Below are 13,383 nucleotides of genomic sequence, written 5' to 3' on the forward strand. Positions count from 1 at the left end.
TAAAGTGTGTTTTTTGCGAAAAGTATTTGTTGGAGCCTCGCTGGCCTTGTCAGTGGGTATGCTGGGCGGCTGCTCTGATTCCGCGACGGATGCCGAGGGCAGGACGCTCCCTATACTGGGGGAGCGTGAGACCGTGGAACGCGAGGCAAACGGCCAGACCGTGGTGGACACAGTATACCACCAGGTGCCTGACTTTGCGTTTACAGACCAGGATAGCCAGCAGGTGACACAGCAAACCGTGGCGGGCAAAATTTACGTTACCGACTTCTTCTTCACCTCCTGCCCTTCTATCTGCCCCAAAATGAAAAGCCAGATGCTGCGCGTGTATGAGGAGTATAAAGACAATCCTGACGTGCTGTTGCTCTCGCACTCCATAGACCCGGAGCATGATACCGTGGCCGTGCTGAAAGACTTCGCGGAGCGCCTGGGCGTTACCGCAGCTAAATGGCACTTCCTGACAGGCGAGAAAGACCGCATTTATGACATGGCTAATAATTATCTGGTGGCAGCCCAGGAGGACGGACAGGCAGACGGCGGCTTTACGCACGGCGGCCATTTTATACTGGTTGACGGCCATCGCCGAATTCGGGGCGTGTATGATGGCACCGAGGAAACATCCGTAAACCAGTTGATTCAGGACATCCCCTTACTGCTGAATGAGAATAAGCATGCGAAAAAGTAAATGGGCGGTACTGGGGTTCGGCACCCTCTCCCTGCTTACCCTGACGCAGTGCTTCACGGACAAGCAGAATGAGGGCCAGCGCCTGTACGTTGCCAATTGCCAGAGCTGCCATATGGAAGACGGAACAGGACTGCGGGGCCTGATCCCTCCCCTTGCCGGTGCCGACTACCTGCAAAAGAACAGGCAGCAACTTCCCTGCCTGATCCGGCATGGGGCCGAAGGGCCGATGGTGGTGAATGGAAAAGAGTATAACCGGGAGATGCCCGGTGCGGAACGCCTGGCTCCCGATGAGATCACCAACCTGCTGAACTATATGCAGACAAACTTCGGAAACAGCAACCAACGCTATACCATGCAGGAGGTCACGCTCCTACTGGAGCCGTGCCCGCCACACCAGCAGTAACTGGAGCGGTGAATTCTGGCCCTCATCAATATCCCGTTAAAGCCTCCAGATTATACCCCGCTGCGGCATCGTACCAATCCCGGATCAGGCGGTAAGAGATGGAGATGACGGGCGGCAGGCGAAGGGAGCCATCCCGCAGTCCGGCGGCTATCTCATCCCGCGTAAACCAGCGGGCATCTTCCAATTCGTCGTTATATACCAGCAGGTTTCTGCTGGCGGCAACCGCGTGAAAACCCACCATGATCGAACTTGGGAATGGCCAGGGCTGCGAGGAGTGGTAACTGATTTCTGCTAACGCCACCCCTGTCTCTTCCCGCGCCTCCCGAGCCACTGCCTGCTCCAGCGTCTCGCCGGGCTCCAGAAACCCTGCGATGGTGGCATACATCCCGGATGGCCATACCGCCTGCCGCCCCAGCAAACACGCATCGCCTTCAGCTATCAGCACGATAATGGCAGTGTCGGTGCGCGGAAAATGGTGCAGGTTGCAATTTCCGTTGGTACACTCCCGCACATGGCCGGCATGCGTGCTTCGGGTTAGGGTGCCACAGTTCGCGCAAAACCGGTGCCGCAGGTTCCAGTGCACCATACCCCGGGCATAGGCCAGCAAGGCACTGTCGGGCAAGGGCAATTCGTGTGCGGTTGTTCTCAGGTCAGCCAGGGCATATGCCTCCCCGAGTAGCGTGGGCAGCGTGTCCTGCACCCCTTCCAGACCCAGGGCAAAATAAGGGACGCCGTTTTCGGAACCCAGGTATACCTGCACCATTGCCGCCGAGGCCAGTTGGTCAGCTTGCGGGCGCGATAGCAAGGCGGCTTGCCTCCCCAGGTCATGCTGTTGCAACAAGCTCAGGGATTCGTGCACCACCAGCACGCGTGTCTCCTGCATTTGCCATAACTGCTGCATGTGTGCCTCATCGGGGCGCATCTCAGAAAAACGGTTCAGGGGGTTGTGTGAGAAATAGTTCATGGCAGTTGGTTCCGCTGTGTTGCAGGGGTATGAAATCAACGCTCGAGGCCGTCACCAAAAGCGCCAGCCTGGAGTCCAGACTGGCGCTTTTGGTGACGGTCAAGAAAACGGATAAAAACGTGTTACCGACCGAAGTCGTCCTGCACGCGCACGATATCGTCTTCGTTAGACGGGTTGGAGGCATCGGTATGCTGCCAGATCTCGGCCAGCACGCCCCACTCTTTCAATCCCACCAACCGATGGCGCTCGCCCTGCTTTAACGTGATATAATCACCCGGTTGCAGAGTTTTCATTTCGCCTTCCTCATCGGTTTCGCTGGTCACAACACCCACGCTGCCTTGCACTGATTTCCAGATCTCGGCGCGTCGGTGATGGTACTGCCACGACAAACGCTTCTCGGGTGCCACCACCAGAATTTTCGGGCTCAGCTTGCCGGATATCTTCAGTTTGTCAACAGACACCCCTTCGAAATACGTGTCTGCAAACTTTTGCGCCTGGCTCTCATCAATCACAAAAAAACCGCCCCATGGCCTGGTCTGGTCCTGCTTATCAATGTTGAAACCCTGTGTGGTAAGTTGTTGCTCTATCTCTTTAAAAAGCTGTTGCTTGCTGTCTTCGGTTGGCATTTCTGATCTCGGGTTAAATTGTTAAATCCAGTAGCTGCGGTCAAAACTTACCCGCTACTTTGCAAATGAAGTGTAAAAGTAAAATTATTTGCGAATTTTTACCTACGCGATGGCCTTTTTTGAGAAAATCATACCATTTTTCACTTTCCTTTGCGCACTTATACCGCTAATTTACTTTACAGTAAACGTTTTATTTTCAGGCCCAACACCGGTAATGGTCAGGCTTTTCCACTGTTTCGGTATCACAGATTTCACTTGTTTAATCCCAGTGGGAGTGATTTCTATACCTCCGAAGCCCATGATGACAGCCTGCAGGATACCTCCCGCCCCAGTGGCAAAGTAAGGGTTGGTGCCCCCTTTTGTCTCCGCGATCACCCGGAACGGAGGGTTGAGATTTGGCTCGTAGGCCTCCTTAAACCATTTAAATGCTTTGTCCTGGTCGCCAAGGCGGGCATAGAGCAGGGCAAATACTCCCTGCGTCATGGCTGGGGTTCCTTCGTCCGGCACACGCGTTTCGTAGTACTCCAGGTCTTTTTTGATCTGGGCGGGGTCGGTTACCTCCTTCAAGGGGTAGGCCAGCAAGTTTACGTCAGCCTGTTTTATACCCTCCCCGGCATAAGTGGCATGCTCTTTCGTCACGCCGTTTTCCAGCTTCAGAATCGGGATATTGTTGGCTACCTGCATCCAGTCTTTGTCGGCGGTCAGGCCCAGGATTTTGGCAGCCTGCGTGGCGTACTGCAGGTTGGCTTTGGCAGCGGCATTGGTAAAGGCGTTGTTGTCTACGTTCTCGGCCCATTCGTCAGCGGCCACCACGTTTTTGATGTCATACCTTCCGGGACCGTTGCGCTCCACACGGCTAGCCCAGAAATCTGCCGTTTCCTTCAGGATCGGCCAGCCTTTCTCGCGAAGCCACTGTTTGTCTTGTGTCACGAGGTAGTAGTTCCAGGCGGCGATCGCCACGTCGGCAGTGATATGGTGCTCAAACGGGCCGCTGAGTGCCCATACAGGGGTCTCCTCCACGCCAGAGTCTGCACTCTCCCACGGGTACATCGCCCCTTTAAATCCTTTTGAGAAAGCGTTGCGCCTGGCGGCCTCCAACCTTTGGAAGCGGTACTCTACCATGCTCTTCGCCAGTTCGGGGTGCATGACCAGCAGGGCCGGATACATCCAGATCTCGGTGTCCCAGAACACGTGGCCGTTATACCCCAGGCCGCTCAAGCCCATCGGTGAGGGCGACAGGGCTGTGTTTTCGCGCACAAAAGAGTACAGGTGATAGAGCATGCTGTGCACGTCCTGTTGCGACTGCGCGTCGCCCTCGATTTTTATATCGCTTTGCCACAGCTTATCCCAGGCATTTTTGTGGTACTGCAGCAGGCGGTCGCGGCCTTCCAGACGGGCGTAGATGGTCAGGCGCTCGGCCTCGTTCAGCGGGTCGTCGTGGTGGGCGGACGTGATGGATGAGCCGGCCACGGAGAAAGTATAAGTCTCCCCTGCCTTCAGTTGCTTCCCGAACTTCATGAGGTGCATGTTGTTGTCCCACATCTCATGGATCACGCGCGGCTCGTGGCCGTGCTCCTCCTCAAACAGGAACGTGTTGCTGGCCGCCATCAGCAGCTTGCCCGTCGGGCTTTTGGCGGCTGAGGTAAGCAGGCTGAGCACCACGTGCGGGCGGTCGATCTCGTTGTAATAATTCTGCACCTCACGCAGGGCATCCGGAGCCTTCATCACGCTGCTGGCCGAAATCGAGATGGCCTTCTTCGCCTGCACAGTCACGTTCATCAACACCGTAAATGGTAAATGGCGCAGGGCGTAGTAGGTATAACTCACCGTGGCATCCGGGCCATAATCGAAGGTAGTGGTGAACGTGGCCTCGCGCATGTTCAGTTCCTGCTTCATCTTGGAGACATTCCGGCTGTCTACGCGGCGGCCGTTGATGTCCATGTTCATGTTGAGGAGGTTGAAGCTGCGCAGGAAATTGCTTACCCGGCCGCGGCCATACTGGTCGTAGGCGCCGGCCAGCACCACGTCTTTCACCTTAAAGGGCTCCGGGGAGGAAACCACCCCGATCATTCCGTTGGCCACCGTGATGCCATAGTAATTGGCGGGGTCCACCTTATCGGCTTTGATTACCCAGGGATCGCTATCCTGCGCCGCACCTAGAGCGGGGAAAAAGAATGCTGCCATCAAAAGCAGGCTAAAGTAGTGTTTCATCATGTTTTATAAGTATAGGGTTAGGGTCTGTTCAGGAATTTTGGTCCATCATCTCTTCATGAAAAATAAAAGCGGCACCCAGGTAGCATTGTAGCCTCAGGTGCCGCTTTGGGAGATGTTGTTTAGGTTGATGCAGGTATAAATTGCGCTTGATAGCTGTAAAACTTTAGTTGCTACTGGCGACTGCGGCGGGTTTTTCAGCGCGCTTGCGTGTGTTCAGTTTCGAGACAATGAACGTGCCTACCTGCTTGCCTTCTGCTGCACCGTTTACGATGGCCGGCATAAAATGAATGCCACCGTACAAGCGGCTGATGGCGGCTTCCTCGGCGGCGGCCTCAAAAGAAGTGAACGAGCGAACCGGCAAGCCATATGTCACTTCCGTAGAGTCGGCAAATGCGAAAGACGGCCCAAAGAGATCCGTAAGCACCACGGCGGCAGCGTTCGATATCACGCTATGCCCGCTCGGGTATTCCGGGAACGGAGGCGTCTGCAAGAGCGGCACCCACTTCTCATCCACCAGCGCATTGATCACCGACTCCGGCCGGATCTTGTCGCTGCGGTACTTCTCATCCCAGCAGGAGATAAAGCCATCGGCCAGGGCCACCGACACGCGGGTATAGGCTTCAAGCGTCTGCATCATGTCGGCGTTGGCCTTGCGGGTGGCGAGGCCGGTGATGCCAAGCCAGTGGCCGCCCGGCGTTATTTTCTTGGTCGCATACATCACGTGCCCAGTGGTGTGCATCACAAAGGGGTTGCAATCCCAGAAGCTGGCGATCTCCCTTTGCTCTTTCGTCATGTTGGTGGTGGCATCGTATACCTCCATCACCTCCTTATAAAAATCGCTGCCCGGCGTAGGGTTATAGGCTACGGGCTTTGGTGGCGCAAACTGACTGCAGGAGTCGATCACGAAGGGACGCAGCTTGTTCCAGTTAGGCTCAATGGCATCCATATAGGCCGGTGGCGTCGGCACCCAGTGCCCTTCGGCCTGCGACACGTTGTGCCGGTAGCCGCGCGTCTGCTTGTAGCCATCCTCGCTGGCATAAGCGATAATGCTTTTCGCGGCGGCCTGCCCATACCGTATAGAGCGTGCAAACACATCCTCTGGCACACCCATCTTGCGGTATTTCTCATACAGTTCCTCCTCATAGGCATCAAACATAACAGAAGAGAAGGTGAACTGGCGACCCACCGTCAGGAAGGCGTTGAGGCTGGCCAAGGGATAGCAGTATATAGAGTCTGCTGCCGGTTGGGGGATACCCTCAAAATTGGTCAGTTGCCCCGTAAGCGACTGGTACTCCGGATGCTCGTTGCGGAGCACCTCGTAGGCTGCGATCTGCGGGTATACATACACGCGGCTGGCCACCGGCGGCGAGAAGATATCATGCGTAATCACCTCCGTCAGCTTTCCCACAGACTGGTGCAGAAACGCCGGGTTGGCCGCCGCCTGGCTATAATCCACCTGCTTTTGCTGGCAACCGCCCAATGCGGCAATAATCAGAACAAGTATGCTGGTCAGGAGAGAATGCTTTTTCACGTTGCGGATTCTGTTTTTTAACAAGGCGATATCGTTTATGCTTCTGATCGATTTATAGTTCGTTTACTTGATGCGGGCTACTGTCTCGGCCGCGTCGCGGGTTACTTTTTTAAACACCTGCATCGGCTCGTTGTTGCGGGCGACCAGCATCAGTTCACCGTCTGCCGTGCGCAGCGTTTTAATGTCGCGCACCTCGCCGTTCATCACAATACCGGCATCAGCCACCTCTACTGGCTTAAAGCTGCCCTTGCCGTTGCCCAGCAGCAGCAAACCGTAGCTGCTGTCGTAGCGGCCCTGATAGGTGCTCACGCCGTAAAAGTTGCCTCCTGCTATAATGTCCAGATTGCCGTCTTGGTTCACATCCGCTACCTGAAACGCGAATAATTTGGACACCTGGGCCTCGCGCGGCAGGTTATGTTTTTTGAAACTTCCGTTCCCCAGGTTTTCCCAGTAAACAGATGCAAAGGTATTCACATCGAGCACGCGGGCATCTTTCAGCTCCTCCTTCTCGAAAAGTTCCTCCACTGCCTTGCCGGCGTAGCCTTTGTAATCGGTGATTTTTTTATTGATGAGCGGCAGCTGCTTCCCGAGCTCGTCTTTGGTGGCAACCGGGTACCAGTTGTTGTCCAGTTGGTAGGCCAGGATATGATCGAGGCTCTCATTTCCGTCGATATCCTTCACATACATCCGCAGGTTTTCCTTGCCCCTTTTGTTGAATTTAGTGTTGGTGCCCAGGTTCCCCGCGATCAGGTCCAGGTCGCCGTCTTTGTCGAAGTCCGCGGCTTGCACGGTTTGCCAGAAGCCCGTTGCATCGCTCAGGCCGTTGCTTTCGTTCACTTTTCCAAACTTGCCGCTTTTGTTTTTGTAGATCGTCAGGGCCATCCAGTCTCCGGCTACCACCAGGTCCACCGTTCCGTCGTTGTCGTAATCGGCCCAAACGGCGTCGGTTACCATACCCGCCTTGCGAAGCTCGGGGGCCAACTGTTCGGTTTTATCCGTGAAACGGCCCTTACCATCATTCACGAGCAGGTATGATTTCGGCGAGATGCCATATTGGTAGCCCAGCACACGGCCGCCCACAAACAGGTCGAGGTCGCCGTCCTTATCAAAGTCATAGGGTTTCACGCAGCATTTGTTGTCATACATGGCGGGCAGGGTATGGCTGCGTGTGAAGTTGCCCTTGCCGTCGTTGAGGTACAGGCGGTCGAACTGCTCTTTCATGGTGCCATAAAACTCATTGCCGCCCGTCACTACATACAGGTCCGGGAAGGTGTCGTTGTTGGCGTCGAAGAACACGGCATCCACATCCTCATAGGTAGAGTCAGCCTGGAAGAGGGCCTGGTTCGTGGCCACAAACTTGCCGTTTGCCTGTTGGGTATACAAGGCACCAGCCTGCCACTTGGCGCCGCCGATATAAAAGTCATCTAGGCCGTCTCCGTTCACATCGCCCACCGCAATTTTCGGTCCCTCGGTTGATGTCTTGAAAGGGATCAGGCTTTCGCGGTAAAAATCGAGGTAGCTGTTCTCCTGATGGGTATAGTTTACCGGGAAGCTCTTGGTTACGTCTTCAAACAGTGGTTCATGCGTCTGAAACAGACTGTAATAGGCTGAGGCCGGGAGTTGCGCGGCAGCCTCCTCCAGCACTAGTGTGGTGTTGGCCTTTACGTTCGTCCGCATCTCCACGCGCTGGCTCCCCCAAATTACCACGAGGGTATCCACGGTACCCAGCTTGCCCAAACCGAAATTCAGCACAGGTTCCACAGACGACATAAAGCCACGCGTTGGGGTTAGTTGCTGCACCTGCACTTTGCCCTTGCTCTTGAGCAATACTTTTGCCCCAACGCCAAACTGGTTATACTTGTCTCCCTTAAATCTGACCTTCAGGTAATTGTTCTGCAGCAGCGTCTCGCCTTTGTTTTTGTAGATGCCTGCCGGGTGGTTGATGTTGTTGGTGATCAGTTCCAGGTCGCCGTCGTTGTCCAGGTCCGCGTACACTGCACCATTGGAAATGTTCGGCTCGGCAAATCCCCAGCTCAGCGACTTGTCATTGAAGCGCAGGCTGTCGGTGCCTTTGTAGAGGTAGTTGTGCACTTTGCCGTCCGGCATCATGGCCACGCCTTTGTCATCCAGCTCTTTCGATATCTGAGGGGCATAATACATGGAGTCGGTGGAGGCGAACTTTATGTAGTCCATGTTATTTGGCCGCCGCACGATGCCGTTGGAGATAAAGATGTCCTTGATGCCGTCGTTGTCATAATCGGCCAGCAGCGTGCTCCAACTCCAGTCTGTCGCCGCCACACCCGCCATCAGGCCGATGTCGGAGAACTTCTGCCCGGAATGGCTCAATTGCAGGCAGTTGCGGCTATACTGGTTGAAATACCCAAACTGCAGTTTATACTGGAAAATATCGAAAGCGTCCTCCCCCATCGACGTCTTTTCCACCAGTTCATCCTCCGGAAACATGTCCAGCGTCATCACGTCCGGATAGCCGTCGTTGTTGATATCGGCGGCGTCACAGCCCATCGAGAAGCGGCTCAGGTGCCGGAAGTGGTCTTTCACGCTTTCCGTAAAAGTGCCGTTGCCGTTGTTGATATAGTAATAATCATCCTCATGAAAGTCGTTGGACACATAGAGGTCATCCCAGCCGTCGTTGTTCAGGTCCGCAACCACCACGCCGAGGCCGTAGCCCATGGCGGCACCGTAAATGCCCGCTTTCTCACTCACGTTCTTAAACTTTACCACCTGCCCTGCCGGTGCTGTGCCTGTGGGGGTGATGAGCTGGTTCTCGAACAGTATATCGCCCGCCTCGTTGTGGCGCAGGTTGCGCGCATTCACGCGGTCGTAGCTGCGTGAGGTATGCACGGCGTGGTTCAGCAGGTACATGTCCAGGTCACCGTCGCGGTCGTAATCGAAAAAGGCGGCCTGCGTGGAGAAGCCCGTGAAGTCAATGCCATAGTCGGCGGCCATTTCCGTGAAGCTTACCTGACCATCCGCGTCCACCCCGTTGTTGATGTATAACTCATTTGCGCCCTCCAGGCCTTTGTAATCCCCGACGGCACTCACATACATATCGAGCCAGCCGTCGCCGTTCACATCGGCCATGGTTACGCCGGTTTGCCAGTCGGCATACCCTTTCACACCCGCCGCATCCGATACATCCTCAAACGTAAAGTCGCCCTTGTTCAGGTATAGCTTGTTGTCGCCCTGGTTGGCTACAAAATACAGGTCTGTCAGGCCATCATTGTTTACGTCGCCGGCGGCCACGCCTGCCCCGTTGTAGAAGTAGAGGTAACTCAGGATGTTGAGCTTTTCAGTGTCCTGCAGCTTGTTAATGAAACTGATATGCGTTTGGGTAGAGTCGATCGGCTCAAAAAGGGCCTTCTCCGATACCTCATCCTTATTCTTGCATCCAGAGAAAGAAAGCGCTGTGGCAATTAAAACAAATGCCCCCATTGCCCTGAGCGGGCGGTAGCACTGTTTGGCAGATCGGGTGAATTGGTAGTTCATAAGAGGCTAAAGATTGGGTGGTATGCGTACTATTTTTTTCGGATACTGAAGACCTGCAGCTTGTCGTTATTTTTGGCGAGCAGGAAATAGGACTGCCCCCTGGCGTTGGTAAGCTGCTGCATGTTTCGGACCTGCCCGGTCGTGAAGAAACCGGACTCTTTTGGTTTCCGGACCACGAACTTTCCGTTACCCCTTCCTTCCAGCAGCAGCCCGTAGTTGGCGTCATACTGGCCCAGTTCCGGAAGCACATCGAAAAAATTGCCAGCCAAAAGTATATCCAGCTTTCCGTCGTTGTTATAATCCAGCGTTTCGATGCCGTATACCGGCGAGAATTGCGCCTCCAGTGGTAGGGCCTCCAGCGTAAACTTCATGTTCCCCCCATTTATCAAAATAGATGAGTTCGGGTTGTTCACTTGCTTTACCACCGCCTCCTTTAATTCCTCCTCCGAGAAGATTTCATTCACCTGCTTCCCGGCATAGTCGGCATACTTCACAAACTTTTTCTTGATGCTCGGCACCCGCTTCTCCAAATCCTGTTTCAGCACCATTGGGTAGGCTTTGCCATCCTCGGTATAGCAGCTGATGATCTGCTCCACGGTTCCGTTTTTCTCAAAGTCGCTCACATACAGGGAGGCAGGCTGGGATTTGCTACCCGTCAGGCGGCTGTTACGGCCTAAGTTGCCCAGTATAAAGTCGGTGTCGCCATCTCCGTTAATGTCTGCGGCTTTAATGGTGTTCCACCAGCCCGAGGAGTTAGGCACTTCATATTTCTCGCCGAAGCTCCGGCCCTTTTTGTTGGTATAAATGGTCACCGGCATCCAGTCTCCAACCAAAATCAGTTCCGGGAACGTGTCGCCGTTCAGGTCTTTCCAGACTGCGTCGGTGATCATGCCCAGCTCATTTTTAGGAAGGTAGCGCTTGGTGTAGTTTTTAAAGCCGCCCGTGCCATCGTTGATGTATAAATAGCTCGGCGCATCATAGCCATAGGCACCCGGCACCATGCGCCCCCCGATGAACACATCCATGTCACCGTCCTGGTCAAAGTCGGCAGTGGTAACGCAGGAGGCATTTGTGTTGAGGTTGGGCAGGCGGTTGTCTTTTTTGAAATTGCCCTTGCCGTCGTTGATATAAAGCCGGTCGAGGAGTTGAGGGGAGTTGGGCATGAACTCGTTGCTGCCCGTTACCACCATCAGATCAAGGTCTCCGTCCTTGTCCGCATCAAAGAAAGTAGCCGCAATATCCTCGCTGGCCTCATCCTCCTTAGACACCGGAGAGGTGCCTTCCCGGAAGGTGCCGTCTTTCTGCTGCAGAAACAGCTGCTTGGCTCCACCAGCCGCGCCGCCCACGTACACATCCTCCAGCCCGTCGCCGTTCACGTCGCCCACAGCCAGGGCCGGGCCCTGTGTGGAGAACATCTGCTTGACAAGCGCATCGCGGTTATAGTCTACAAATTTGCTTTCCTGGTGGGTATAGTCCAGCTTCAACTCCTGAGTGGCATCGTAAAACGGGGGGATGTCCTTTGCAGGCTCGGGTATAAACTTTAGGTTGGCTTGCGTCTGCTTCAATGCCAGTTCCTGGTCGGGCTTTACCTGCTGCAGCACCTGCATCTTATCGTCCGGCCAGATTACTTTTACAGAATCGATCTTCGCCTCCTTGCCCAGGCCAAACACCAGCGTCAGGTCCACAGACGATTCGAAACCGCGGTTGGGCATCTGCTGCAGGTATACCGTTTTGCTGGGCTGGTACACGTATACCTTGGCACCAATGCCATTGAGGTTCTTACCCGAGCCCTCCAGCTTCACACGCAGAAAGTGGTTTTTGAGCGTTTCAGAGGATTTGTTTTTATAGATGGACACTGGCATGTTCACGTTGTTCACCACCAGGTCCAGGTCCCCGTCGTTGTCGAGGTCGCCGTAGGCAGCCCCGTTAGAGAAACCGGGCTTATCCAGCCCCCATGCTTTGGCCTGGTTGGCAAAATGCAGGTCTCCCTTGTTTTGAAAAGCGTAGTTCGGAAGCGGCGTGGAGGTCATCTTCGCGATGAGCTGTTTATTATACGCATAGCCGCCACCTTCCCTGGCCTTCTGCATCGTTTCCTCGCTCCCCAGAAAGTTCACGAAATCCTGATCGGTGAGGTCCTGGTAGATACCGTTGGCCACAAAGATATCCTTCAGGCCGTCGTTGTCCATGTCAAACAACAGGGCGCCCCAGCTCCAGTCTGTCGCGTGCACGCCCGACAAACGCGCCACCTCGCTAAAGGTATTGTCGCCATTGTTCAGGTGCAGCATGTTCTGCATGTACTGGTGGTGGAAGTCACGGGAGAGTTTTAGCTGTGCCAGATCATAGTTCTCATACATGGATGTCCGTTTCAGGCGCACATCGTTGCCGGGAAGCATGTCAGTCACGAAGATATCCTGGTTGCCGTCATTGTTGAGGTCGGCAATGTCAGCCCCCATCGAAGAAAGGCTCTCATGCGGCATCCAGGCCTTGCTGGCCTCCGTAAAGGTGCCGTTATGGTTATTTATATAGAGATAATCGCGCTCGTAAAAGTCGTTGGAGATGAAGATATCCGGCCAGTTGTCGTTGTTCACGTCCCCGATCGTGATGCCGAGGCCAAAGCCGATAAGGCTGCCGTAGATACCGGCGGCCTCGCTCACATCCGTGAACTTGCCGTCGTCGTTGCGCAGCAGTTTGTCGCCGCCCAGCGCATCGCGCCGACCGCGTAGGTTGGTATAGCCTAGGCTTCCGACCGGGTATGAACTGTTGTTCAGGAGGTACACGTCCAGGTCGCCGTCCCGGTCATAGTCAAAAAAAGTGGCGTGGGTAGAATAACCTTCATCATCGAGGCCATACGTAGTGGCTTGTTCAGAAAAGGTCGGAATGCCCTTTCCGGCAGTGCCATTATTCAGAAAAAGTTCGTTTTTGCGGTTGTCGCCGTTTACCTCGCCGGCATTGCATACATAGATATCGAGCAAGCCATCCCCGTTCACATCGGCCATGGTCACGCCGGTACTCCAGGCTTGGTTGCCCGCCACGCCCGCCAGCTCCGTGATGTCCTCAAACTGCAGGTTGCCTTTGTTCAGGTATAGGCGGTTCTTACCGGTGTTGGCCGTCAGGTATATATCCGGCAGGCCGTCGTTGTTTATATCCCCGATGGCCACCCCGCCGCCATTGTAGAAATTCCGGTAGTTGAAGATGTTCATCTCCTCAGTGCTTTCCACTTTGTTGATAAAGTCAACGTTTGTGCTGGCAGCCGGCAGGTCGTCGAACAGCGTGTCCTCCTCTTGCGTTGCCTCCTTTTTGCCGCAGGCAGCGCAGGTGACAAGAAGGGCTAAAGTAAGCGGTTGTATGTATTTTCGCACCATGGTTTTTGGGCCCCACAGGGTATGAAGCGGCCTTTTTCGACGAATCTAAATAAAGAAAGCAAGTTCTACAACTTGCTTTCTTTATAAGAATAAT

Annotated in this window: 8 protein-coding genes; 2 read left to right on the plus strand and 6 right to left on the minus strand. The window is 54.6% G+C overall.

Going from position 1 to position 13,383, the window contains the following annotated elements:
- The first annotated feature begins 4 nt into the window (after positions 1-4).
- Both MKJ04_RS06930 and MKJ04_RS06935 read left to right on the plus strand, forming a co-directional pair.
- Positions 5-682, plus strand: a complete 678-nt coding sequence (locus MKJ04_RS06930; RefSeq protein WP_410896812.1) for an SCO family protein — start codon at positions 5-7, stop codon at positions 680-682.
- Positions 669-1,085, plus strand: coding sequence for a c-type cytochrome (locus MKJ04_RS06935; RefSeq protein WP_241640757.1), 417 nt, complete (start codon positions 669-671; stop codon positions 1,083-1,085). The genes MKJ04_RS06930 and MKJ04_RS06935 overlap by 14 nt, the downstream gene beginning before the upstream one ends.
- Positions 1,086-1,110: 25 nt before the next feature.
- On the opposite strand, the gene nudC is transcribed toward MKJ04_RS06935, so the two are convergent.
- The 6 genes from nudC to MKJ04_RS06965 form a co-directional block, all read right to left on the minus strand.
- Positions 1,111-2,049: an NAD(+) diphosphatase gene (nudC, locus tag MKJ04_RS06940; RefSeq protein WP_241640766.1), complete on the minus strand. Its 939-nt coding sequence runs from the start codon at positions 2,047-2,049 to the stop codon at positions 1,111-1,113.
- Between the two features lie 122 nt (positions 2,050-2,171).
- The gene (locus MKJ04_RS06945) at positions 2,172-2,675 is read right to left on the minus strand and encodes a phosphoheptose isomerase (RefSeq protein WP_241640768.1); all 504 of its coding nucleotides are present in this window, start codon (positions 2,673-2,675) and stop codon (positions 2,172-2,174) included.
- 171 nt (positions 2,676-2,846) lie between these two features.
- Positions 2,847-4,889 carry a glycosyl hydrolase family 95 catalytic domain-containing protein gene (locus MKJ04_RS06950; RefSeq protein WP_241640776.1) on the minus strand — a complete coding sequence of 681 codons (2,043 nt, stop codon included), beginning with the start codon at positions 4,887-4,889 and terminating at the stop codon, positions 2,847-2,849.
- A gap of 163 nt (positions 4,890-5,052) precedes the next feature.
- Positions 5,053-6,444, minus strand: coding sequence for a vanadium-dependent haloperoxidase (locus tag MKJ04_RS06955; RefSeq protein WP_241640784.1), 1,392 nt, complete (start codon positions 6,442-6,444; stop codon positions 5,053-5,055).
- 39 nt (positions 6,445-6,483) lie between these two features.
- A complete protein-coding gene (locus MKJ04_RS06960; protein ID WP_241640786.1) occupies positions 6,484-9,927 on the minus strand; it encodes a VCBS repeat-containing protein in 3,444 nt (1,147 codons plus the stop codon).
- 29 nt (positions 9,928-9,956) lie between these two features.
- A complete protein-coding gene (locus MKJ04_RS06965; RefSeq protein WP_241640788.1) occupies positions 9,957-13,289 on the minus strand; it encodes a VCBS repeat-containing protein in 3,333 nt (1,110 codons plus the stop codon).
- Between the last annotated feature and the right edge of the window lie 94 nt (positions 13,290-13,383).

This window comes from Pontibacter sp. E15-1 (assembly GCF_022601975.1).
In the GTDB taxonomy this organism is placed as follows: Bacteria; Bacteroidota; Bacteroidia; order Cytophagales; family Hymenobacteraceae; genus Pontibacter.